This window comes from Funiculus sociatus GB2-C1 (genome assembly GCF_039962115.1).
GTDB lineage: Bacteria > Cyanobacteriota > Cyanobacteriia > Cyanobacteriales > FACHB-T130 > Funiculus > Funiculus sociatus.
Map to the genome: position 1 here is coordinate 1 of NZ_JAMPKJ010000060.1, position 23,718 is coordinate 23,718.

At 46.1% G+C, this 23,718-nt stretch carries 25 protein-coding genes and 1 pseudogene; 14 read left to right on the forward strand and 12 right to left on the reverse strand.

The genetic code is table 11. The features are described 5' to 3' along the window. Positions 1–293 precede the first annotated feature (293 nt). From NDI42_RS22300 to NDI42_RS22330, 7 genes and pseudogenes are all read left to right on the forward strand, one after another. A complete protein-coding gene (locus NDI42_RS22300) occupies positions 294–1,304 on the forward strand; it encodes a fatty acid desaturase family protein (protein WP_190450836.1) in 1,011 nt (336 codons plus the stop codon). A gap of 201 nt (positions 1,305–1,505) precedes the next feature. Beyond that, complete coding sequence (locus NDI42_RS22305) at positions 1,506–2,240, forward strand: iron-containing redox enzyme family protein (protein ID WP_190417017.1); 735 nt, start codon at positions 1,506–1,508, stop codon at positions 2,238–2,240. Further along, positions 2,230–3,330: a DUF3419 family protein gene (locus tag NDI42_RS22310; protein ID WP_190450837.1), complete on the forward strand. Its 1,101-nt coding sequence runs from the start codon at positions 2,230–2,232 to the stop codon at positions 3,328–3,330. Before NDI42_RS22305 ends, NDI42_RS22310 begins: the two co-directional genes overlap by 11 nt. Then, complete coding sequence (locus tag NDI42_RS22315; RefSeq protein WP_190450839.1) at positions 3,305–4,141, forward strand: GNAT family protein; 837 nt, start codon at positions 3,305–3,307, stop codon at positions 4,139–4,141. Before NDI42_RS22310 ends, NDI42_RS22315 begins: the two co-directional genes overlap by 26 nt. A 916-nt stretch (positions 4,142–5,057) precedes the next feature. Next, a complete protein-coding gene (locus NDI42_RS22320; protein ID WP_242017455.1) occupies positions 5,058–5,441 on the forward strand; it encodes an SH3 domain-containing protein in 384 nt (127 codons plus the stop codon). 96 nt (positions 5,442–5,537) lie between these two features. Then, a pseudogene (locus NDI42_RS22325) lies at positions 5,538–5,900 on the forward strand (tyrosine-type recombinase/integrase); the annotation flags it as partial. Positions 5,901–5,902: 2 nt separating this feature from the next. Continuing rightward, positions 5,903–6,043, forward strand: a complete 141-nt coding sequence (locus tag NDI42_RS22330; RefSeq protein WP_190450843.1) for a hypothetical protein — start codon at positions 5,903–5,905, stop codon at positions 6,041–6,043. Positions 6,044–6,109: 66 nt separating this feature from the next. Here NDI42_RS22330 and NDI42_RS22335 read toward each other — a convergent pair whose 3' ends face one another. The 8 genes from NDI42_RS22335 to NDI42_RS22370 all read right to left on the reverse strand — a co-directional run bounded on the left by NDI42_RS22335 (position 6,110) and on the right by NDI42_RS22370 (position 14,999). Beyond that, positions 6,110–9,268 (reverse strand): type I restriction endonuclease subunit R, encoded by a 3,159-nt coding sequence (locus NDI42_RS22335; protein ID WP_190450845.1) that lies wholly within the window; start codon positions 9,266–9,268, stop codon positions 6,110–6,112. 140 nt (positions 9,269–9,408) lie between these two features. After that, the gene (locus NDI42_RS22340) at positions 9,409–10,281 is read right to left on the reverse strand and encodes an SGNH/GDSL hydrolase family protein (protein WP_190450846.1); all 873 of its coding nucleotides are present in this window, start codon (positions 10,279–10,281) and stop codon (positions 9,409–9,411) included. A gap of 257 nt (positions 10,282–10,538) precedes the next feature. Continuing rightward, positions 10,539–11,813, reverse strand: coding sequence for a restriction endonuclease subunit S (locus NDI42_RS22345; RefSeq protein ID WP_190450847.1), 1,275 nt, complete (start codon positions 11,811–11,813; stop codon positions 10,539–10,541). A gap of 71 nt (positions 11,814–11,884) precedes the next feature. Continuing rightward, on the reverse strand, positions 11,885–12,229 hold the full coding sequence (locus NDI42_RS22350; protein WP_190450848.1) for a HepT-like ribonuclease domain-containing protein: 345 nt from the start codon (positions 12,227–12,229) through the stop codon (positions 11,885–11,887). Further along, the gene (locus NDI42_RS22355) at positions 12,216–12,533 is read right to left on the reverse strand and encodes a nucleotidyltransferase family protein (RefSeq protein ID WP_190450849.1); all 318 of its coding nucleotides are present in this window, start codon (positions 12,531–12,533) and stop codon (positions 12,216–12,218) included. Before NDI42_RS22355 ends, NDI42_RS22350 begins: the two co-directional genes overlap by 14 nt. A gap of 66 nt (positions 12,534–12,599) precedes the next feature. Further along, the gene (locus NDI42_RS22360; RefSeq protein ID WP_190450850.1) at positions 12,600–13,076 is read right to left on the reverse strand and encodes a hypothetical protein; all 477 of its coding nucleotides are present in this window, start codon (positions 13,074–13,076) and stop codon (positions 12,600–12,602) included. 34 nt (positions 13,077–13,110) lie between these two features. After that, complete coding sequence (locus tag NDI42_RS22365; RefSeq protein ID WP_190450852.1) at positions 13,111–14,682, reverse strand: type I restriction-modification system subunit M; 1,572 nt, start codon at positions 14,680–14,682, stop codon at positions 13,111–13,113. Between the two features lie 74 nt (positions 14,683–14,756). Further along, positions 14,757–14,999 carry a helix-turn-helix domain-containing protein gene (locus NDI42_RS22370; RefSeq protein WP_190450854.1) on the reverse strand — a complete coding sequence of 81 codons (243 nt, stop codon included), beginning with the start codon at positions 14,997–14,999 and terminating at the stop codon, positions 14,757–14,759. 228 nt (positions 15,000–15,227) lie between these two features. Here NDI42_RS22370 and NDI42_RS22375 point away from each other — a divergent pair, with 228 nt between their 5' ends. Then, the gene (locus NDI42_RS22375; protein ID WP_190450856.1) at positions 15,228–15,905 is read left to right on the forward strand and encodes a tyrosine-type recombinase/integrase; all 678 of its coding nucleotides are present in this window, start codon (positions 15,228–15,230) and stop codon (positions 15,903–15,905) included. 215 nt (positions 15,906–16,120) lie between these two features. Here the strand turns inward: NDI42_RS22375 and NDI42_RS22380 are convergent, their stop codons facing one another. The 3 genes from NDI42_RS22380 to NDI42_RS22390 all read right to left on the reverse strand — a co-directional run bounded on the left by NDI42_RS22380 (position 16,121) and on the right by NDI42_RS22390 (position 18,355). Beyond that, a complete protein-coding gene (locus tag NDI42_RS22380; protein WP_190450858.1) occupies positions 16,121–16,903 on the reverse strand; it encodes a PEP-CTERM sorting domain-containing protein in 783 nt (260 codons plus the stop codon). A gap of 676 nt (positions 16,904–17,579) precedes the next feature. Continuing rightward, positions 17,580–18,062 carry a hypothetical protein gene (locus tag NDI42_RS22385; protein ID WP_190450860.1) on the reverse strand — a complete coding sequence of 161 codons (483 nt, stop codon included), beginning with the start codon at positions 18,060–18,062 and terminating at the stop codon, positions 17,580–17,582. A gap of 8 nt (positions 18,063–18,070) precedes the next feature. After that, a complete protein-coding gene (locus NDI42_RS22390) occupies positions 18,071–18,355 on the reverse strand; it encodes a hypothetical protein (protein WP_190450862.1) in 285 nt (94 codons plus the stop codon). 195 nt (positions 18,356–18,550) lie between these two features. Between NDI42_RS22390 and NDI42_RS22395 the strand changes: the two genes are divergently transcribed. The 6 genes from NDI42_RS22395 to NDI42_RS22420 all read left to right on the forward strand — a co-directional run bounded on the left by NDI42_RS22395 (position 18,551) and on the right by NDI42_RS22420 (position 22,980). Continuing rightward, positions 18,551–18,988, forward strand: coding sequence for a hypothetical protein (locus NDI42_RS22395; RefSeq protein ID WP_190450864.1), 438 nt, complete (start codon positions 18,551–18,553; stop codon positions 18,986–18,988). 6 nt (positions 18,989–18,994) lie between these two features. Continuing rightward, positions 18,995–20,056 carry a hypothetical protein gene (locus NDI42_RS22400; protein WP_190450867.1) on the forward strand — a complete coding sequence of 354 codons (1,062 nt, stop codon included), beginning with the start codon at positions 18,995–18,997 and terminating at the stop codon, positions 20,054–20,056. A 438-nt stretch (positions 20,057–20,494) separates the two neighbouring features. Beyond that, positions 20,495–21,487, forward strand: a complete 993-nt coding sequence (locus tag NDI42_RS22405) for a tyrosine-type recombinase/integrase (protein ID WP_190450869.1) — start codon at positions 20,495–20,497, stop codon at positions 21,485–21,487. 13 nt (positions 21,488–21,500) lie between these two features. Further along, on the forward strand, positions 21,501–22,355 hold the full coding sequence (locus tag NDI42_RS22410) for a hypothetical protein (protein WP_190450870.1): 855 nt from the start codon (positions 21,501–21,503) through the stop codon (positions 22,353–22,355). 90 nt (positions 22,356–22,445) lie between these two features. After that, complete coding sequence (locus NDI42_RS22415) at positions 22,446–22,679, forward strand: hypothetical protein (protein WP_206755886.1); 234 nt, start codon at positions 22,446–22,448, stop codon at positions 22,677–22,679. A 73-nt stretch (positions 22,680–22,752) separates the two neighbouring features. Then, positions 22,753–22,980, forward strand: a complete 228-nt coding sequence (locus NDI42_RS22420) for an EF-hand domain-containing protein (RefSeq protein WP_190450872.1) — start codon at positions 22,753–22,755, stop codon at positions 22,978–22,980. A gap of 577 nt (positions 22,981–23,557) precedes the next feature. On the opposite strand, the gene NDI42_RS22425 is transcribed toward NDI42_RS22420, so the two are convergent. Beyond that, positions 23,558–23,680 carry a hypothetical protein gene (locus tag NDI42_RS22425; protein ID WP_277876783.1) on the reverse strand — a complete coding sequence of 41 codons (123 nt, stop codon included), beginning with the start codon at positions 23,678–23,680 and terminating at the stop codon, positions 23,558–23,560. Between the last annotated feature and the right edge of the window lie 38 nt (positions 23,681–23,718).

Below are 23,718 nucleotides of genomic sequence, written 5' to 3' on the forward strand. Positions count from 1 at the left end.
GAACAACGCCGAAATCAAAATTCTTCTCCTGTAGATTGGCGATTTACGACCGAAGATGCCCGGATTAAATTGAAGCGGTTATATCCGTCAATTCCTTGTTGACAGACCACTAGGATAAGGACGTTCGCACACCACGAGTGGATTGCTGTTCATTGTTGATCGCTCATTGGAGGAGCGCATAGACTATAAAACCATGAACCACGGATTTGTCGTCTTAACTTAGTGCCATTTCACCACTTATAAAGAAACTACAGCGGACTTGCACTGTAGCTCCCCATATTGTCGTTTCTCCTATGCAGAACAACCAGCTCGCTGCTGCTTTGTCAGGAAATTTGCAGGTTGTACCCGAAGCGTCTTCTATTGACACTTTGGAAAAGCCTAAAGTCAGTGCCGAACTCCTTACAGAGTTGCATTGCCTTGCTGGTCACCACTATCGCTTGCCGACGTTCGTCATGTTCTATGCAGTTGCAGCTAGTACGGCATTCTTGCTTGCTAAGGCAATCGCAACCCCCTGGTGTTATGTCGCGTGTCTACCACTGTATCTGCTAGCGGCGGCTTCCCTACATGGAATTAGTCTATTTACTCATGAAGGGGTACATGGCGTACTCTCGAATCACCTACAGTGGAACCGGATCTTGAGCATCCTGTGTGCGTTGCCAGTGCTGCAAAACTTCTCAGCCTACAAAGTCCTGCACCTGAAGCATCATAAGCATCTTGGTATAGAAGGCGACCCAGATCACTACAAGAACTATACCCAATGGAATGGGTTGGTTTTTGCCATGCACTGGGGACGGTTACTGATTGGCTATCCCGTGTATATCGTTGCAATTCCGATTCTGGGATTTCGACAGGGAAATGCAGTGGAGCGACTTAGGATTGCGATCGAGGTTGTCCTACTTGGACTTATGGTAATCACAGTGCTACTATCGCCTGTTCCCACAGCCTTCCTGATTCATGGCTGGCTGCTCCCGATGCTGTTGATCAACACGATGGTCAACATTCGCGGCATGAGTCAACATACTCTGCTTGATCGCGAATCGGATTTGATTCGGGGTACGCGCACCATCGTGACAAATCCCGTCACTCGATTCTTCATGTGTAACGAGAACTATCACCTGGAACACCACTTGTATCCAGCAGTGCCTTGGTATAACCTCCCGCGTTTGCATCAGGAACTCAAGGAAGAGCTGGTGTCGCAGGGCGCACCCTACATTCCGTCCTACTTCACCTTCGTGCATGATTTTGTCATCGCCAGTTTTCGTCGGACTACAGTCGGTAGCGTCAAGCTGAAGGCTGAAGTGTAATTGGATGTTTATTTGTCTAGAGCATAAATAAATTTAGGGGCTTCTCGACAATTACTTAAGGTATTTTCATCCTTACTCGCTACGCTGCTAGCGCACGCAAAGCGATAGCGGTAGCTACGTAGGGATCGTCTGCTATCGCTATCGCTAACATCCTTCATACTTTTTGGTCACCACCGGTATCCGTTGAGAATGGAGCCACCTATGCAAGCACTAGAAGAGAAATCCGTTATAACGACAAAAATTTCAACCACTCCTGAACTGACTTGGGAAGACTTGGCTACAATGCCGACATTGGAAGCCGCCGTGTTGCGGGTAGCAGAAGTTTACGATTTCCATCACCATCCTTACCTGATTTGGATGCAAACCGATTCCACATCCCGCGAAGCCTTTCGTCAGAGCCAACTGCCATTTCGATTTGCGGTGGAGTCGTTTTCGCAGGCACTCGCGGCAGTGCTGGCGCGGATACCACTGCTGGAGGCACGGCTACCGTTGGCAGAAAATGTAGCAGAGGAACATGGACATGGCAATCGCCTGCGTTCCCATAAGTATACATTTGGTCAATATCTGCAATCGTTGGGTGCAACCGCCGCAGAACTGGAAACGCCCTGTATCACCCCGGTTCTAGCCTTTAACCAATCGATTCTGACCTACTGTCTATCCCAACCTGGAGAAGCAGGAGCAGCCTTGTTAGGTATCATTGAGTATCTTTATGTGGACATCAGTGCGGCGATCGCTCGTACCGTAAATCATCGGGGCTGGGTGGCTCCCGGTAGCCAATCTCACTACGCCGTGCATGAAAAACTCGATACCGAACACGCTAGAGATTTGCTGATGCTAGCAGCACCTACCTGGAATGAGTCGCGTTCCCGTACCCAGGTTGTGCAAGGACTCGTTCTCGGCGCACACTATTTTTGGAGCCTGTACCGTGATTTGTAGCCCCTTGTCTGAGATTGCCTTTTCCCAGGCACGGGAAGACCCCAGGATTGAGTTACGGGTCATCGAGCAGTTAAAGGAGCGACAGGGACATCCGTTGCGAGTCTTGCTGGTTGCCTCTGGGGGTTGTACGGCTCTGAGTTTGCTCGCTAGTCCAGCCGTGGCGCAGATTGAAGCGGTTGACCTGAACCTCGCCCAACTTCATTTAGTTGAGTTGCGACGACAAGCCTTGTTGCACTTGCCCCTAGATGAACAACTACGACTTATAGGAGCAGAGCTGAAGGCGAGTGAGACGGAGCGACTGAGGCTCTACGAACGAGTGCGCCTGCAACTTCCAGACACAACACAGGCATTTTGGGACGCACGGCAAGACCAGATCGCTTTTGGTGTGAATCGCGTGGGTCGCTTTGAGCAGCTGTTTCGGGAACTCTCCAGCTATTTTGCCACTTTTGGGTTAGACCCACTTCGCTCTCCTATAACTGCCCTCCAGCATCCCCGATGGCGAGATAGTTTTGAGACGGTATTCGAGCGCAGCAAACTGGCAGGAACATTTGGGGAAGCAGCCGTGAACTATTCGATGGATCGTAGTTTTGGGGAGCATTTCGCCGATGTATTTGCGATCGCCTTACAGCAATTTGTTCCTACTGAAAATTACTTTGTAACTCAGGTATGGGGCGATTGCTATACCAGTGGAATGGATGGCGTGCCTATCTATCTGCAACAACCTGCCCAAACGTCCATTCACGCCTTGGGTACTGATCGACTGAGGCTACACCACGGTGCCTTTGCCGAGAAAATGCAGCAATTAGCAGAGTTTAGTAAGTTTGACCTGATCCAGTTTTCTAATATCTCCGACTGGATGCCTTTGTCTGATCTGCATACCATGCTAACGAGTGCAGTACACAGCTTGAAGCCGGGTGGTGCATTGATTGGACGACGACTTAATGGCGATCATCATCTGGCGTCGGTCATGGCTGACCATCTTCTGGTCGATGACTCACTCAGTACCCAATTGCTGGGATCTGATCGCTCCTTTTTCTACCGGGAAGTTGTAGTTGGGTTTCGCCATGAAATTTCATCGGCTCTCGCCTGAAGAACGCCTGCATTTTCAGCCTGGAATTGTGGCGATCGAGCAAGCCGCTACTTATCCCCTCGGTAATGATTTTTTCCAGTTAGATCATGGGAGCGATTACTTTGCTTTTTTTGATCGCCTCGGTGAAGTGAACTACTACGTGGTTCTAGATGGCGATAGCGCAGATCGCGTTGCAGCAGTCGGAGCAGGTGTGCTGCGCCAGATTCCTTACTATCAGGGTGAGGTCGTTCGTCCTGCTTGGTATCTGTGCGATTTGAAAGTTCATCCCGATTACCAGCACCAACATCTATCCCTGCGACTCTTGCGCTATGCCCTCGATTCGGACATTCTCCGTTGCGATCGAGGCTACACCATCTCCATGAATCCAGGCGTTAGCCAAGCCTCCTTGCAGGAGAATCGCAGCCCCAACCGCCTAGTCCGCATTTTAGAACGGTTCGCTCCAATAAAGTTTCGTTGCACAACCACGTTAGGAATATACAGCCTAAATGGAGAAGATATGCACGTTCTGACACCTCTGCTCGTTGAACATCGAGGCACAATTTCTTATCTGTCACTTCAGGGAGTGAAAGACTTGAGACTTCAGAGTACTAAGCAAATCTTGCCACTGCTGCATATCCAGTGGGGAGCTACGGCGAACAAGGGCATTTCAGAGCCGTTACCGGGATATGTGCATATGTTTTGTGTGCCAGAGAATGACGATTTGGCATTGGCACTTGCCTCTCGAAGTATCTATCCGACGGCAAGCGCCAGTGTAGTTAGTCACGGCATGGATGAGAGCGATTGGCGCTTTATCCTAACCAGTGATATATAAACTACCGTATGACAAGTATTATGACCACTTTTAGGGAAGACCAGTCCTATTCCTCTCTCGCGTTCCTGGCTCATTAACGGTCACGAATGCTGCCATGTACGATGCGACAGGCGTGACAGCCTCACACGACAGGATAACGCGACAGTCCGACAAGTCGTATGACAGATCCACATGACAAGCTAGAACGAGAAAATACTAAAGCATTTGTTGAGGGTTGATAAATACCTTGGTGTTGTCAATATTCACTTTTAAGGGAGTAAGAGGAGACAGTAGTGATGAATATTTTTTTCCAACTGATTGATTGAACTGATTATGCGATCGCTTACAGATTCATTGGTGGAAGAAATCAATGCTGCGCTAACAGTAGCTATCGATAATTTTTTCATCATAGTTGAGATAAGCATTTTTACGATTTCTCCAAAAAGGTGAATATTGATACTAAGGATGCTCAGAAGTACGCTTCGTTATAAATTTTTGATTAGCATAAACTACCCATTAATATCTATAAAACTTATTTATGGCGGTAATTTTGCACTTATCTAAGTGCTTAGGCTCTTTCCAGAAATTTAACCTGTGGAATGTGCGATCGCTTGGGTTTAGACTAATAATCTTGACATTCGCATAATTCTAATTTGTCAATACCTATCTTGCAAAGTTCATAGAGCTTCAACACAACTTTTTCGGTTCATGACGGATAGAAGCCCCTAACCATAAGCCTTTGAGCTAAACCAAAGCTCTTAGTAACGATATGTTATCTATCTTTAGACATATTCTTTCGATGAAGATTACTTGAAAACACTGACATCACGGATCGGAATATGCCAGATTGGGTTCAGAGTTAAGTTCTATCGCAGCAGAACATAACTGGACATTGGACAATCTGCCCAGTGTTTTTAATAATTAGTTTGGGGAAAACATGAGAATAGTTAAAAGTGTTTTAGTCAAGATTCAAGTAGTTGCCTTCACTGGGCTTGTAGCTACTTTGATGCTGCCAGCAGCACCGGCTTCTGCACAGTCAAAAATTCCTCAAAGTGAAATGTCTTATTGCGCTGCAAAGCTGACTGGTCAAACACCAGGGTCGCGGATTAATTTGCGTTCCGGCCCTGGCACAAATTATCAGCAGAAAGGCTATGGACTTGTAGGTGATAGCGTTCATATATTAAAGGCGGGTAATACTCCTCAAGATTTAGCATTCGCCAAGGATCGCCAAGGTGCGACATGGTACAAGGTTGGTTTTCCTAAAAGTGGCGCTCGTGGCTGGGTTCGCCAAGACTTCATGACTCCTGAATGCTTTGGCTAACATGAAACCATTCTGCCTTCCACGAATTGGGAAAGCCTTGGAGACATAAAATAAAAAGCCCCTGTTGCTTCCGAGCAGGGGCTTTTTTATTGGCTATTGGCTGAAGGGGCGATCGCACTTGTGGAAGATTGGCTTGTCGTCAGAGGCTTGTCACTGGGGCCGCTGCTGTGTCCCATCCGAAAAGGCGGACGGGTGGAACTGCGGCGGATGACTCCCCAGGCTGTGTTATTGATTGTGCAAAAACGCGCTACTGAGGCTGGGGTAGCGGCGTTCTCGCCCCACGATTTTAGGAGAACATTTTGTTCAGACCTCCTCGATGCTGGCACTGATATTGTCACGGTGCAGAAACTCGCGGGACACGCATCACCAGTGACGACGGCGAAGTATGACCGACGGGGGGAAGAGACGAAGCGAAAAGCTGTGGAGCGGTTGGAGATTCCTTATACTCGGCGGGGGTGAGGGTGCGATCGCTTTCAATCCCAGGCAATCCTCTAGAACTGCCGAATAGCGATCGCTCCTTTCGCATTCCCACGCAGCGATTAACGCAGCTCTACCAAAAATCCCTATTTCTTCTGGGGTGGGGACGTTCTCAATTCGAGTAGCTTGGAAACAGGGCTTTTTTTTTTGCGCCTGTCTACTTCGTGGTTCAATAGGTGCGATCGCTTCTCTCAAGCAGCTGTATTGTAAATACTGCGTCCTGCCCCTGAGTAAGACTCGTAGACGTGTTGATAGACTTCTTCGCACTTGCGCTGATATACCTCAGCTGGATAGCTTTCGGGCAGTTGGTCTAAAATCTCTTCAATTGCAACTTTGACTGCTGCCTTTGATTGCTGTCTTCTGCGCCAATCTAACACCAGTTTTTCCTGCTTGAGGGTTTCTAACAGTTCCTTTGCCACCCTCTTAACTTTCAGCTTATCCTTCTGGGTTAAGGTGATGTCGGGTTTCGTCAGCAGGTCAACAATTGCCAGTTCTTCTTCTTCCAGATTCTCGGATATTGCCCGTTTATCCTCAACCTTGAGTTCTTGGGCAAACTCCACCAACTCGGTAAAGAATGCCTCGACGTTGCGAGAACCAGCATTGTATTCATCAATCATCTGCTGGAACTTGTCCAAGTAATTCATCCGGCTTTTGTTGAGACGTACCATCTGGGTTAGCCGGACGCTAATTGTCCCTTTTAGCTTCTCGGCTTCAGTGTTTTTGTAGCCAGACTCAAACTGGGCTTTGAGTGCATCAAAGTCAATTTGGCTGAGGTCAATGAGTTGGTTAGATTGTGGAATGACATAATTTAAGGTGCCGATGGACTCGTCGAGAATTTCCTCAACGGCGGCTTTGACTTCGGAAATGTCCACCGGGGAAGCTAGGTTTTTGATTTTCTTGGTAATTTGACCCAAGGTATACAAAGTTGGATTGAACTCGCCTGCTGCTGGGTCTGGGAGAATCGCTTTGTAGAGTTTAGTGACGTTCTGAGTTAATGCCAGATACCGCTGCTTGGAATCGTCGTTTACTAGGATGGCTTCGACTGCATCATCCCACACCTTGGTACGGGCAAAGGCTTGGGTAGTGGTTTGGATTTCGTCGAAATTGATGCCGCGTTCGGTACAAAATTGTAGAGTTTGTGCGATCGCCTTTCTCAATTCATCCACCAAAGCTTGTTTGGATTGTACCGGGGTATCGCCTTCTTCTACGCCGCCACCGGAAGCAGAACCGTAAATCGCCAGTGCTTTTTGCAAGTCGCGGAACACGCCGATATAGTCAACTATCAGCCCGTTTACCTTTTCCTCAAATACCCGATTTGCCCTGGCGATGGTTTGCATCAGGGTGTGGTTCCGCATCGGTTTGTCGAGGTAGATGGTAGAACAACTGGGAGCATCAAAGCCTGTCATCCACATCGCGCAGACAAAGACGATTCGCAGAGGGTTTCTCGCATCTTTGAATTTTACGTCTAATCCCGGTTTCTCTTTGGCGAGACGTTGGCGGTGGGGTTTAATCGTTAAGCCTTTTTCGTTAAACCTTTCTTCCTCATTCTGGGAGGAGGACATCACTACCGCCATGTCGGTTTCTTGGATGTACTGAATCCTCGCTCTTAGCTGTTCTCGTTCACTCTCGCTGACAGTGGTGAGTTGGTTCTGTAATTGGGTTAATTGCTGCTGCCAATAGTGCTGGACTTTATCGTACATTTTGACAGCGGTGAAGCGGTCAATGGAGACAACCATTCCTTTGCCCTGGTATCCCCGCCCCAAAAAGTGAGTGACAATATCTTTGGCGATTTCGTCTAGGCGTTCGTCTCGCGTTATCAGGTGATATTCCCGCGAAAACTCTCGTTCCAGTTTATTCTCTTGTGCCTCCTCTAAGTCTGCTGATTCTATAGCAGCGGCAATTTCTTCGTTTATTTCGCTATTGGTGAGTTCGAGTTGGGGAATGCGGTTTTCATAGAACAGGGGAACGGTGGCATTGTCTTCGACGGATTGGCGGAAGTTGTAGATGCTAATATAGTCGCCAAACTCGCGCCGGGTGGCTTCTTCTCCCACGAGTAGCGGTGTGCCAGTAAAGCCAATAAAACCTGCGTTGGGTAATGCGGTTCGCATATTTCCAGCGAAGGTATCGTATTGAGAACGGTGGGCTTCGTCGGCAATCACAATCACATCATCTCTATCAGAGAGTTTGGGGTATCGTTCGCCTTTTTTAGTACCGAATTTCTGAATTAAAGTGAATACATAACGATGGTCTTCTGTTAGGAGTTGTTTGAGGTGTGCGCCACTGTTCGCCCTGACTTCTTTTTCGCTTTCGGTGACAGCACCTGTTTTAGCAAAGTTTTTGTAGATTTGGTCGTCTAAATCTTCTCTGTCTGTGATAATTAGGAACGTCCAATTTCCCTGAACTCTGCGGTGAACTTTCTGGGAAAAGAACTGCATTGAGAAGCTTTTACCGCTGCCTTGGGTGTGCCAGAATACTCCAAGTTTTCCTTTATTTTCTCGGATGTTTTCCACGGCTTCTAGGCAGCTATTGACACCGAGGTACTGGTGATTTTTGGCTACGAGTTTGATTAAGCCGCCTTGTTCCTCGCTAAATAAAGTGAAGTTTTCGACAATATCTAAGACTTTAGTTTTGTCGCAGGTGCCGCGAATCATCGTGTCGAGGGAGATAATTCCTTCTTCACCTTCGCTGTTTATTTTCTTCCAGTCTGAAAAATACTCCCAAGTGGCAGTGAGGCTACCGATTTTGCTAATACTACCGTTGGAAAGGATGACGATGCCGTTGTACCAGAACAGTTGGGGGATTTCTTTTCTGTAGTCGCAGAAGTTATCTTGATAGGCGCGTTCGACTCGTTCGCCAGAGGCTTTGAGTTCTATAAAGATGAGGGGAATGCCGTTAATAAAGCCGAGTAAATCAGGGCGTTTGGGAGACAATTCCCCCGCAATCCAGAATTGTGAGGCGAGGAAGAAGTCGTTTTCGGTGGGGTTTTTCCAGTCGATGACGGTGACGTTTTCGGTGACTTCTTCGCCGTCGTTGTTGCGGTAGGTGACTTTAACTCTATCTTTGAGGCAATCGTAAATTTCCCGGTTGGCGCTGGCGAGGGTAAGGGCGCTTCTGTCGCGAACCAGTTCCTCGATGGCGAGGGTGATGGCTTGTTTTGGAAGGTGAGGGTTGAGTTTTTCTAGGGCTGGGCGGAGTTTGGAGATTAGCACTACATCGCTTCTGGTTTCTCGCCCTAATGTGCTGGTTCCGCTATTCCATTCTTTGAAGCAGTTGGCGGTGGTGTACTTGAGTTGTTTAAAAAGGGCGATGGTTTCGAGTTCTAGGGCTTCTTCTGAGTCGGGGTGGGGCATGGGAATTTTGATTTTAGATTGAAGAGAGTTATGTATGCTGCCATTGATTCATTAATACTGTTGGCTAAAATTCCAAAGTTTTATTGACGTTGGCGATAAAATACTCTCCTAAATCTATTTCAATAATTTGCTTTTTTTACTTAAGGTTTACGGACAAAGACTGCGTTAATTTCCCGAATAAATTTTCGGGCAACCTTCTCGTAACCGCCCACGGTTAGATGCAGTTCATTTGCCCAATCCTCATCCTCAATGATTGGTCTTAAGTCAATGTAATGAACGTTGTTGTGCCGATTTGCTATTTCAGCAAGCATCTCATTGAAGCTATCAATTAAAGTGCGAATAATTTCCTGTGCTTTGGTCACTTCATTGATTCGCTTTCTAGCAAACGCAGGTCGAAGCCAAGGCCCAACAAAATCAAAGCCTGCTACCCTAGCAACAGCCCGACCGTCTGGGATAGCATGGCCATAACCATGAAAAAAGATGTGAATATCAGGTGCAGCTTCTTTGGTCTTAGTAATCAGGTCTTCAAAAATTTTTTGGAAGATTTGACCCAAAATATAGTCTAGGTGGCTTTTACGAAGAAGCTCTAGTCCTGAATCGGCGTGATTTAAGAAGGATTCAAGTTCTGCTCCAGCTACGTCATTGCCACCGCCAGAGAATAAGAAGAACTTGGGCTGGTGCTTACGAATCAACTCAAGCGTTTTCTCAAATTGGCTTTTTTCGGGTCGATAGTCCTTGTCATACTTTGTACCGTAAACCATGTTCTCCAGCGTGTCTCCTGCTCTGGCAACTCTCAAGAGATTAAATTCTTTTGAGAGATTAAGTTGGTTAATTAAGTCTCCTTTCGTTGCATCTTCTAACCAGGAAGGAGCATAATCAAACCAAGAATCTCCCTCGGCAATACCAGTTAGAGCATTGGGAAACTTCATCTTACGCAATTCAAAGAAAAACTCATCTGAAGACTCTCTAATTTCTTTCTTTGTGTTTTCGGGTAATTCTCGAACTAGCGGCATATTTATACCTCAAAAAGTAAATCTTGTACTCAATGGAAAGATTAGCCAACGTTAGTCAAAAGGAGGTTGGCTCTAGACAGGATATTCCCTAGTATCTTCCAAAATATTGGCATTGCCAACTATGAAAATGTCAGAAGAAAGCTAGTCTGTACGCCTATCAAGTAGCTCCTTAGCAGATGATGAGTCAATTATTTAGACAAATCATAATTGTAGAGAAATATTTTTTAATTTTTAGTAATAAAACTTTTCCCTTGGCTTTATGCGGCTATTTCTCCGGTGTTGATGCCGATGTTTTCTACGTCGATTTCGCCTGAGATGAGTTTTGGGAGAAGTAAGTCGCGGGTTTGGCGAAGGTTTGCATTCTTTCGTAAGAAGTTGTCTTTCTCGTTAAAAATGTCTGCAACAATGTTGTGGAATTTATTCATAAGTTCAATTGGAGGAATTAATACATCAGCATTTTTAAAATCTCCTGTATTTACGGCTGGATACGCTGAACCAGTTGCATTGTTGGTCAAGTAGCCGACAAAATCATCTGTTGTCAATGCCTGATATAGATATGTGTAAGGCACTTTTCTACCAGTAATAACAGCAAAACCAGTAGAAACAATTAAATTTTTAATGGGGTTAAGAATGAGGCTATATGATTTACGGTTAGGTCGGACAGTAGCCCAAATAATATCACCATGTTTTACAATTCGACGCGCACGACTAGAAGCTTTTGAAAAACTAATAGGTTCAATCTTATCAATTTTTCCTGTAGAAACCGAAGAAATATCTATGTAGTTGATTTCTTCAGGTGCCTCCCCACTTTTTAGGCTAGCTTTGTTAATATCTGCAACTTCTCCTAGTTTTTTAACCTCCCAACCTTCAGGAACTAGCCCCAATTCTGAATCAACCATCTTCACCTGTTCATGTCCAGGGAAACGGAAGTTGACGAACCACTCGCGGTAGAGCGATCGCACCATCTCTTCCAGTATCTCAATCCGTCTCGTATTGTTCTCAATTAGGTCATCATAGGCTGAGAGAATTGCAGCAATTTTGCGCTGGATGGGAAGAGGTGGAAGGAGAAATTTAAATCCCTTAATCTGGTCAGCACTTATATGAGGAACATTAATCCCTGTAACTATAGGTTTTATGTAGTCGGTAAAAGCTGAACTACCGACTAGATATCGAAGATATTCAGTTAGCAAACCATTTGCTCCTCGCAGCCTTGCCACTCGCTGGACAAGTAAGCTTTTTGGATCATTTGGGCCAATCCAGGCGTACTTCAGACCAGCTTCAATCCACGGACGATCCATTGCAACAACTACATCCCCAGGCTGAAGCTGAAACTTCTTATATTGGCTGAACTCAGAAGCAGACCACCTTTTTGCAGTATTCCAGTCAATATATCCCTGATGAACATTAGCCCCCTTTACCAGAGGTATATCATTTGGTTTATCGGTGAATTGCTGGCTTTTAAATGGAAATCCAGTCAATAAATCAACATGATTTCCAAGTCTCACCTCCTGCCAAGGTAATAAAGAATTCATCGATTAGTTCCCTCCAACAACATCACCACATTCTCTGCTATCCTCTTCAACAACTCTCTCGCCATACCTAATTAACTTTCCTCCTGCATTACCCTTTCCAATTGCTCAACCAGTGGCACTAAATCATTTGTCACTGTATTCCAAACAATATCTAAATCGATTGAAAAATAAGCATGAGTTAACCGATTTCGCATCCCCACCATAACTGCCCAAGGAATCCTAGGATGTCTCGCCCTACATTTGGCTGAAATTCTCCCCGCCGCTTCACCAATAATCTCTAAATCTTTAACGACAGCCAACACCAACATCCTATTGTTAGCTAAATCCTCTCTAGTCTTTCCTAACATAAAACCGAGAGCCTCTCTTGCTGCATCCTGCATATGGTGTAAGCGAGTTAAATCATCAATTGCTGTCATACTGCACCACAGCTTCTGTCATCACTCTGTCTCGAAAATAAATACTTAATTCATTGGGAGTTCTTAAATCTATCTTTCTTCCCTCTAGCAGTTTTGAAAGTTCCATTTCCATACTGACTATCTTAAAGACCCCCGGAGTTTTCCCCGGCTCAAACTCCACTAAAAAATCAATATCGCTCTCCGGTGTAAAATCATCCCTTAACACCGAACCAAATAAAGACAGCTTGCGGATATGGTGATGCTGGCAAAATTGTTCTATTTCTTCCTTAGGAATCTCAATCGGTAACGTTCTAGTTTCACTCATTCCTTTCCCCCCTCCAGCAACATCACTATATTGATATCGGTTGAAGTGCTATGCCCTTAACCAAAATTAATCTCTAGGGCATTTTCCTGAATTGACATATTTACAAAAGCTTTTAGCATAAAGATAATTTTTCGATTTCCACCAAGCTGCCACTCCTGGCTGTGCCAAATGATCTCGCATATTTTGACACCAGCCAGCCCATAATTCTTCTTCTAATAACTTATTATTATATTGGTAATGCAAATTCTCGTATAAATTGAAAAGGCTATACATAAGCTCATTAAATCTAGCTTTTTCTGTTTCGTTTAAATTGTCGATATTTGCCTGTCCTGACCCATATAGGCCTGCTACTTCTGCATCCTGGCTAATGCGAGATTCAATCTCAGCAAAAGCAGTGATAATTGATTGATAAGTTGCGCCTTTAGCTGCTCTTGTACCCTCCCTCACTTGGATAGCAACATAAATCAGTGACACAACTACTGCAATTGTCTGAACGATGTCGGTAACATCGCCTATAGAAAGTGAAATCTGAGCTAAAACCATTTTTTATTTGCTATGTTTACTGTTATTTTTTTATTTAAAGGTTTCCTTCTAACAACATCATTACATTCTCAGCAATCCGTTCCTCCAACTCCCGTGCTTCAACATTAAGAATTTCCAACTCCTCATTCAACTCCTCCAACCGTTCTGCAAAATCAAAATCCTCCGCTTCCTTTCGTTCTGCCACTCCCACATAACGCCCAGGATTGAGACTCCATCCCTGCGCCTCAATCTCATCCAACGTCGCTACTTTGCATAACCCCGCCACATCCTGATAAGCCCCCTCTGGGAACATCTGTGTCAGCATTTCAGAGTCAGCACCCGTCACCTCTACCGCTTCCCCGCGATACAGCCGCACAATACTTGATATAAACTCAACCTGTTCTTCGCTAAAATCCCGATGGGAGCGGTCAACCTGATGATAAATATGCCGCGCATCAATAAATAACATCTTCTCCTTGCGGGGTGTCTTCACCTTCCCCCTGTCCAAAAACCACAACGTACAGGGCAGCGTCACCGTGTAGAAGAAATTAGACCCAATGGCAATCATCACATCCACTGCCCCGGTTTGAATCAACTGGCGGCGAATCTCCAACTCAGAACTCCGTGCATCCGCTGCTGAGTTTGCCATCACAAACCCCGCCCTTCCGTTCTGATTTAAAGCACTGTAAAATAGCTGAATCCAAAGGTAATTAGCATTGTCCGTTGAAGGAACGCCAAAGGGATAGTGAGGGTCGCCTTTAATCTTCTCCCTATCTACTCCATTGACATTAAACGGTGGATTTGCCATCACAAAGTCAAACTCACCGACGCTGTTGTGAATATCTTGGTAATAAGTGTTGCCCTCGCGGATGTTGCGTAAACCAGAAACTCCATGAACGGCTAAGTTCATCTGACAGAGTTTCACGGTTCCGTCTACCTTCTCCTGCCCGTAGACACTAATTACTTTATTCGGGTCTTGGTTTAACTTATTACGAATTCGCACCGCACTCTGCACGAACATCCCGCCAGCACCACAAGCTGGGTCTAAAATTCGCCCGTAATCCGGCTCTATTACCTCGACAATCAGCTTTACCAATGAAATTGGAGTAAAAAACTCACCGCCTTTCTGCCCTTCCTTCTGAGCAAAATTCCCTAAGAAATACTGATAAATCTCTCCAAACGCATCCTCAGTAATATCTTTTCTAGGAATGCGGTTCAGGATTTTCAACAACTCGCGCAGAATCGCTTTTTCCAAACGGTTGTAATCTCTGGGCAAAGCACCGCCGAGTTCCTCATTCTCGTCTGCAAGAGCTTTCATCGCTGCATTAATCGCCCCGCCAATATCCTCCGCTTCCGCCAGATTGAGCAAATAATCAAAACGGGCTTCATCGGGTAGGAACAACGCCCCTTTCGCCTGGTAATCCGTTTTACCTACTGTGCGCCGTCTGCTACTCCCACCTGCCGCTAATTGCTCCTTGACCAAGGCAAACTTATAATCAGCATAGAGAAGGAAAATCAGCCCCAGCACTGGCACCGAGTATTCAGAGGGTTTGAGCCTGGAGTTCGCCCTAAGTTCATCGGCTGCTTCCCAAAGGCGCTTTTCAATCTCGGTGTAATTAGCTGGCATCGTTAAGTTACTTTATTGTTTCCCAAGGTTTCGCCGCTTTGTGGCTGGCTGAACTATTTTAATTTAGGAGGTGATCAGTCACACTCATTGGAAAAATACTGTTCCAGTAAATCCAAACCGCGATCACCCATCTGCCTCAATACCTCTTCAATCTGCTTAAGCACTATTGGTAGCGGTTGAGTATGCCCATTTTCCCAACGGTTCACTGATTGGAATGAGACACTTAGCTTTTGTGCAAACTGCAATTGAGTCAGCCCCAAACGATGTCTGGTTTCACGTACCAGCGCAGCGATTTCTAGTGGATTAAATACGGGCATGACAAGAATGCCTCCCAAGCTTTCTCAATCGAGCCTAACCAATGAGATACCGTATCTCAAATGGTATTTTTACTGATTTTTTATTCAGTCTGCTTTTTATTAAGCTTTGAGATTACGCCTAATTCTGTAGGTTGCACTTCAATTGAAGCCAATCGGCTCAGGCTAATTACAGTCTTCCAAGCTACCCCCAAATCGTGGTAAATCATTGGGCATTGATGGGTAGTTTCAATGAAAATAGATCGGCACGGAAAAGCCAAAATTTTATCTGTAGAAGAAATCCAGTTGCTGTTCAATTCCGGTTTACAGACCCCACGAGATCACGCCCTATTCGGCATCTGCTTATTTTGTGCCTGCCGCATTCAGGAAGCTTGTACCCTGAGAATTGTGGATGTCTACGACGCATCAGGAAGAGTGCGCCCCAAGCTAATTATCCGCAAAGGGAATACTAAAGGAAGGTTGGCGACTCGCACCATCCCAGTCATTAATGACCTACGAATCCTTCTCACCAACTACCAGCCAGCAACGGGTCAACCCTATTTGTTTCCCGGTCGCTTTGGGGAACCTTTCCAACCCGACTCAGCTGATAAGGCATTGAGAAAAGCCTGCAAGCGAGTCGGCTTAGAAGGTGTCTCATCTCATAGTTTCCGACGTTCCGCCCTGACCCAAATGAGCGATGCGCTTATCCCCTTAAGAATTGTTCAGGAAGTGTCGGGTCACAGGAATTTAGGTCAACTTCAGCAATATTTAGAAGTGCGCGACTCACAAGTATTAGGAGCCGTTAATACCCTCTCCATGCTTTCTCCCGTCTCCGAATCCGGGATATATAATTATTATTCCGGATTGGAGGAAGAATTGGATTCTTCAGCACATGAGGGATTTAGCTCCCCTGATGGCAAGTCATTTTAGATCGAGCCGCAAGACACATCGGTATTGTCATAGATGACGGCTCTCTGTAAGAGATGTTATGACGGCAATAACTCATTCAGCTCCACTCATAAGTATGGGCAAGAAGATGACCACTCACACCAGCCCAATATCAAATTTGCCAATATCCAAAACGAAAACTGCTGTGCTTGCTACAGTTAGACACAGCAGTTATTCAATTGGGATAAATAGTTATCCTATGCGCGATGTTTCTTGTTGCGCTTGAGGAGTGAAGCGAGGGTACCAAAGCTGAATAAACCAAGCACAGAAGTGGGTTCAGGTACAGATTCAGAGGCAGCAACATAGCGGATATCGTCAATGCCGAAGATATCACGTCTGTCGCTATTGAAATTGTTCACTTGCAGTGAGACACTCGCAATGGATTGTCCAGCATCAGTGAATCCGAAGAACTGTGAGCCTCCTCCAGTATTTCCTATTATTGACAATACTTGACTCGTCCCATTATCGAACAACACGTTTAGACTGCCAAAGAAACCTGTCTCAAGGTCTGTGAAGTACGCTCCGAAGGCTTGGATCGGGTTGGCAAAGGAGAAGTTAATAGTTGCTGTCGAGATGCTGAAAGTTGGGACAACCCGCAAAAATTGCTCTCCGCCCGCCGTTGTATTGAAACCAAGACGGCTAAAAATAAAACCACTACTAATCCCAGGACTGACATCGCTACTGGTATTAGTAAGATTTGCTATAACTCCCGGCGCTACGATGAGAGAACTAAAGTTACCCAGAGGCGCACTTTCAAAATCAATTAAATTGATTTTGCCCAGCCCTCCAGCAGCCGTGTCAAATTTAGCTGCTGCTGCATCAGAATTTGGGCGGCGTCCGCCTGTTGAAGTTTGGACAGGATCAGCCCCCTGAAAGGTTATAACTTCAGCTATTGCCGGATTCCCAAGCGTTCCCATGACGATAAATGCTGCCCCAGAAACTGCCATCGATAGGTTTTTCACTACACTTAAGGTAGCCATATTTCTAATTACTCCAAAAATTTTTAAATTGCTCACTTGGCTATACTATTGAAAATCTAAAGCTGACTTCCGAAATTATTGTAAAGATTGGCTAAAAATTTAGGCAGTTTTGATAAAGTTTATGCAAAGATTGGTTCGATTTTTTTGAGAATTTTTCGATAAAGAATTGTAGAGTATGCACGGCACACCAATCCCTCAATGTAAAAATCCTGTTAAGTCAATAATGAGATGCTAGACGAATGACAAATAACTAAAAAACATCAGATGGAGCATCTGACTGTAATTTTCACATGGAAATGACTCTTGAAGGTGAATACATAATAATCGTCAGCACCAGAACTAATACCGCTCTTTTCGGTTTCATGGCAGTAGGTAAGAGAGTTGCATTATCGGAAATTTTATCCAGTTTAATTGCTAGAACAAAACCGGGTATATACCCTAAAAAAGCTAGGATTTACGCTTCCTCATTATTGTGATCTAGTTACATACGCCTACTTTATTCTTTGGGTAGAACCCTTAATGCCCCATAAGGATTCAAGAAAATTAAAGTTTTATAAACGACCGTTTACGAGACAGATTTTTTAGCTTAATACGGTACGGCTCAAACCCCAGCCCTAGCGTGTCCTAATTGGATATAAAATAAAAAGCCCCTACTAGAAAACTGTGGGGCTTTTTATTAGTCATTGGCTAGTAGAGCGATCGCAACTGACCAACTCTTTGTACAACTGTTGCAAAGCCATCGCTGAGCAATGGGGGTGCCGTGCTTGTCTTTGCGGATGCCATTATTCCGAATCCTCACAGCCTCTCCACAGTTTGGGCAGGGGGGCTTGTCCGTTACTTCACCTGGCTCACTTGCTTCGACCTGGGGAGGAGTTGTGGTGGAAAGGGCGATCGCTTCTTGGTCTAAAATCTCGCTTTCAGAAGCCGCTTGGGTTTCAGATTCCAGGTTGAAAAGTTTGAGCCGAGCCGCGTCTAGCCTGCGCTGGGTATCTTCCTTCCCTACCTCAACATCAACTAATTTCTTCCTGACCTCCGTGAGCTTGACCCGCAGTTCCTGATTGCGCTGCTCCAAGTCCTGAATTTTGGCATTCCGTTCGATGACCGCCTGCGTTCCTGCACTTTGTCTGAATGCTTCATTCTCGCTTCTCAGTCGTTCCACCTCCTCGCTTAAGCCACCCTCCTCAACTTTCCCAGCAGCTCTGCCCTCAACTCAGCTAGTTCTTGGCGGATAGGCGCGATCGCTTCAGTAACTTTCTCGTCTAGACGTGATTCTATATCGTCTAGCTGGAGGGATGGCACTGCTGGCATATCCCCAGCTTCTACATAGCTTTGTACAAAGTCGGTAAGCGCATCGGATGCGGTTTTACCATTGCGCCGTGCCTGCGCTTTAAACTCCTCCCAGAGTTCCGGTTCTATCCGAAAGGTAGCAAGTTGGGTCTTGTTCTCACTCATGTCTATATCCTCTAGCTAATGTCTAGATTATATAGCACTGGTATAGGCAATCTAGACTTTACAGAATCTTTATCTAGATTTGTCTAGATTGTATTTACATTTTTCGATAGATTGTATATATTGAGTATAGACAGGAGAAAGGCAAACGCTACACGCCAATCCCTGAAACACCGCTACATACAAGGACACAAGACAATGTTTAATGCCATCAAGACGATCACACTCGGTATAGGTTACGGGCTGTTTCTGACCTTTGCCGCATCTAACGAACGACGGGAGGCAGCGCTGGCAAGAGTACGCAGCACGCCACAGCCAGAACCAAAGACGCAGGCGGAACCAGAGGAGACAATCCCCAATCCTTGGCAGTGTCCAGCAGATGAAGCGCCTAGCCCAGCACCACAGCAGCCCAAAGCGATCGCGCCCCTGCTCCTACCCGCAGCTCCAGAACAACCCGAACCCGCCGTCACAGAACAGCCAAAAGTTGAAATCAACCTCACTGCCCTTGACTCAACAACACTTAGAAAACTTTGCACTCAGTACGGTATTACCTGGAGGAATGTCAGAGGGCAAGGACGACATCTCACAAAAGGAGCGATGGTATTCCAACTAGAACGAGTAGCCGCAGCCGCCTAGACCGCAGTGACCTGGAGGAAGTCCCAAAAAGCCTCGCGTCAAATCAAAAGGGCGATCGCACTCCGTCCAAAGATAGCGATCGCCCTAATCACCCAAACAAAGGTAATTACCCTCATGCTATTTCAAAGCGACATCCAAAACCTAGAATCTGAGATCGCCAGCCTTCAGGCAGTCATTGCCGCCCGTCAATCTCGCATCGACCAACTGAATCAAGCCGAAAACGTCGCAGGCAGTGCCATCCAGACGCTACAGGATGCCGTTGCTAAGGTTTCGGATCTGGCACCAGACGCGATCGCACTTCTTAAGAACGCAGTGCTAGGACTATTCAGCAGCGGAGAGGGGGAAGATAATCCCAGTCCAGAACCGGAGCCAACACCCGACGATGACGGCAACGATAACCCAGGCAGCTTTGACGATTTTGGTGGCGATGACGATAGCCCAGCAGATGATACAGACGGCGGCGACATCTCAACCGATGATGCTGAGCGCGATCGCATCCCAGCAGGTAGCCTCGTTCAGATCGAGAATCCAGCGACAGGCGAGAAAATCTCCTGGGTTACACCAGCCTCGGCACCTACGGAAATTGACCAGCCGAGCCAAAGCTACATCCATAAAGTCAAGGAACGGTTCAGGGCAACCCTCGGCTACAAGCACATTTCAGTCGCAGCGCTAACACCTCACTTTGTAAAAGCTGCCCTAAGAAATCGCACTGAAGATTTTATGAGCGCAGTCAATTTGGAACGGACGGGCAAACAATTCTGGATTGCCGTCGATTCTTGGTTACAGGATTTTGAGGCGCATCGGGCTGTGCAGCCTGGTTTCACCTTCTCGGAGACTCCTGAATCCTCCGCACTAACCCCAGAGTTTCTGGTTTACGAGGGTAGCGTCTGCATCGGCAAAATCAGGGAGAGTTTGACGCTAGGCGGATGGATTCACAAGGATCGCAGCCTCCAGCACCCATTCAAATGCCGGGAGGATGCTGCGGCGGACTTGTTTGCTCGGTACGAGAAACAGCAGGCGACGCTGCACAAGTCGCACAACGAAGTTTTAGCAGCGCACGGATTCTAGTCTGCTGGCTTGCGATGTTGTGGCTCTGATTTGAACTTTAACCATTTGGTTAAAGTTCAAAACGCCCACCAGTTAGACCTTTCACCCCATTCCGTAAAAAGTCTAGATTCTCTAGGAAGGGTCTGCGAAAAGTGCAGCCCCTTCCATTGCAAGGGAAATCCATAGACCGGGCGTTCTGACCTGGAGGGCAATCGCTCCCATAACAAGCGCCAAAGTCTCTCCCAGTTGAAGGAGTATACGAAACGTATATGTCCCCGGTTGAGAGCGAACAAGCGCAGATTTTTGCGGTAAAGCACTAAAAACTCACGGAGTGGGCATCTTGGCTAAACGTTCACCTAACTTCTGCCGAGAGTGCAAGATACCCGGACTAATGATGACCGGGTAAGGTTTAATTTTTCTCATGTGCTATCGGAAATTGTCATTATCAAGAGCTTATCTATGTATAAAATCCCCCCATCCCAGCACAACCTAGACCGCTTGCTTGATGCGAAAATAGGCACATCCTTTGATACCAGCGTTAACCCTGACGTGCTTGCCCAACTACTGGCTGACAAACGAAGTCCCAACACCCGTCGCGCATACGAAAGGGACGTAACACAGTTTTTCAAATTCATGACGGGCAAGGAAGTCACGCCCGACTTGGTACTAGAATTCCTGCATCTCGAACGTACCCAAGCCGTATCTGTAGTGCTGAAGTATAAGGCATCACTGATCCAAAAAGGACTGAAGGAGGCGACTGTTAACCGTCGTCTGGCTGCCATCAAAAGCCTTGTATCAATGGGGCGCAAGATAGGGGTTTGTGTTTACGGCTTGGAAGATGTATCTGGCGAGAAGGTACAGAAGTATCGGGATACCACCGGAATTGATGTTGATACATTCAAGCGAGTTCTAGCAGTATGCGATCGCTCCACTGTCCAAGGTAGCCGTGATTATGCACTGCTTAGGCTGCTCTGGGGTAATGCACTGCGGCGGAACGAGATAAGCCAATTGAATATAGGTGACTTTGACCCCGATGCCAAGACACTACGGATACTGGGCAAAGGACAGGGAACTCAGCGCGAGGTGATTGATTTGGCTGAGGGTACGGTAGAGGCGATCGCCCAATGGCTAGATACTAGAAGTGATGCGCTGGACGATACTCCATTATTTACTTCCCTGGACTTTGCCAAACCAGGACATCGGTTAACTGGCGACGGAATTAGAAAGATAGTAGTAAAGCTCTGTGGCAAGGCTGGCATCAAAAAAACAATGTCACCCCATCGCATTCGGCACAGTGCGATTACAGCGGCGCTGGATGCTACCGATGGCAATGTACGGAAGGTACAGAAACTTTCGCGGCATCGGCAGCTAGACACTCTGATGATTTATGACGATAACCGAGGTAAAGACCAAGCTGAGGTTTCAAACCTACTAGATGAAATGATTTTTTAAGGAGCGATCGCCCATGATTCAAGCTATACCGAAATTCTCCGTCAAGCCCGGATACCGTCCCCAATCTGAAGACACTAGCGTAGAAACAGATTTATTAACGTTCCACTTGATCCGAAATCGGACACCAAGCGAACGATTGAAGATGGCAGCGTCGCTAACTCGCAGCGCCCGCAAACTTTCGCTTTGTTCCCTGCGCCAACAATTTCTTCATCTTTCCCAGACCAAATTTGCTCAAAAGGTTGCTTTGGCGTGGCTACAAGAATATTGCCCCCCTAACTACATTCCATCTGGAGAGTCCCCAATGTGGATTCAAGATTCGGTTTCACTTGCCACCAAACTCCATCCCATTTTCGAGGAATTAGGAATTCCCTATTACATCACTGGTGGGGTAGCTGCAATTTCTTACGGCGAACCCCGCACAACACAGGATTTAGATTTAGTAATTGCGATTTCTCCCCTAGATATCGAACGCCTTACCAACGCACTCACTAAGGCAGGTTTCTATGTCCCCGGCATTGACGACATGAAATCGGGTCGGATGAAAACCTTGCAAATCACGGAGATAGAGAGTATTAGCCGCGCTGACTTGGTGATAGCCGGAACTGATGAATTTGAACAACTCAAATTTGAACGGCGACGGGTGGTCGAGTTTGAAGATACGGCACTCTATTTTTCTTCCCCTGAAGATGTCATTTTAAATAAACTGCTGTGGAGGCAGCGCTCTGGTTCTGAAAAACAATGGCGAGATGTTTTAGGTGTCCTAAAAGTACAAGCCGAAAATCTAGACTTTGACTATTTAACGCAATGGGCAGAACGGCTAAATATTGTTGATGTACTAAATCAAGTTGTGACCGAAGCCGGAATATAAGCGATCGCCCATCGTAAAAATCGCCTGTGTAAATGTCACTTTACACGGGCGATCTCTCGGCTCTTGCTCAACGCTTTTTTAATGGCGTTCATGGGGTATCCAGTCGTTCATGGGGTATCCAGTCGTTCATGGGGTATCCAGTCGTTCATGGGGTATCCAAATGTTCGCGGGGTTACTTCATTGCATCCAGAACTCAGTCAACCGGCTCTAAGCGCCTTAGAGCTTCGAGGTGCCTTCTCCGTGGCTTTAAGCATTACAGCGATTACCAGCCGATATCTTCATGCCAGACCCAATGACAGCAGCAGCTTGTATCTGCCAGGGTAAGAGGTAACTTTCCTTGCATCTTTTTCAAAATTTTGAGATATTGAATTGAAAAAATTAATTCAGATAGAAACTTATGGCAACTGAGCAAGAGCTTCAATCTCTTTTTAATACCTTGGATAGAGATCAAGATGGCAAAGTATCGAGTAATGAGCTTTTTTTAAGCCCTGGGTTAAATGCAGTCATTTCAGCAGAAACAGGTACTAGCCCCGCAGAACTGCTAGCGATGTATCGAGATGAAGACGGTAATATTACCTTTGAAGACTTGAAACAAGCTGTTAAGAAAGCAGGGAATTTAGAATAAGCGCGATCGCATACGCCAGCAGCGATTGAAATAGAGACACTTATCCAAGTGGATGAGTGTCTTATCTGATAGAGGTTGCAGTAGTTCGAGAGCAGAAAGCGATAGCGGACTACCAAGGATAAGAAGCAAGTTCTTATCCTTTCATCTGGCAGGGATTTAAGCACCAGTTGACATTAGGGTTGTAATGTCAAGTTCTGGTTTTGTTTGTTGAGACATTGTTATTGAGGTAAGGATTGTCTTTGAAAAGGTGTGTTTTTACAGGCAATTATTAACTATAACAAACAGGACTTTCACCACCGGGCTTGGAGTACGCCGACCTCCCTCCGCATCTCCGACCACGCGAATTTGTGTCATAGGGACACTGGCAGCTTCCTGAGATTTGTCCCCAAAGTTCCTTTGGCATCTTTTTTAGCGGTATTTTATCATTAACAACCTGAAGTCAGCGCCTAGGGAATCATTCGGTTGTAATAGATGTGGATTGGGACACCGCGCACATCCATATTACCTGAAGTCAGCGCCTAGGGAATCATTCGGTTGTAAGTTCACCTCTTTTAACCCTTCTTCTGGCGGCTGGGAGTTACACATCGAATCTCACTGCTCCTGAGTGGTTTGAGTATTCTGCTGCATCAGAAGGGGAGCGATCGCGCCTTTGAAGCCGCCGCAATTGATCGTTCAACGACATCATTTTGATGGCGTTCATGGGGTAATCAATTATTTTAACGCTATTAGCACCCCAAA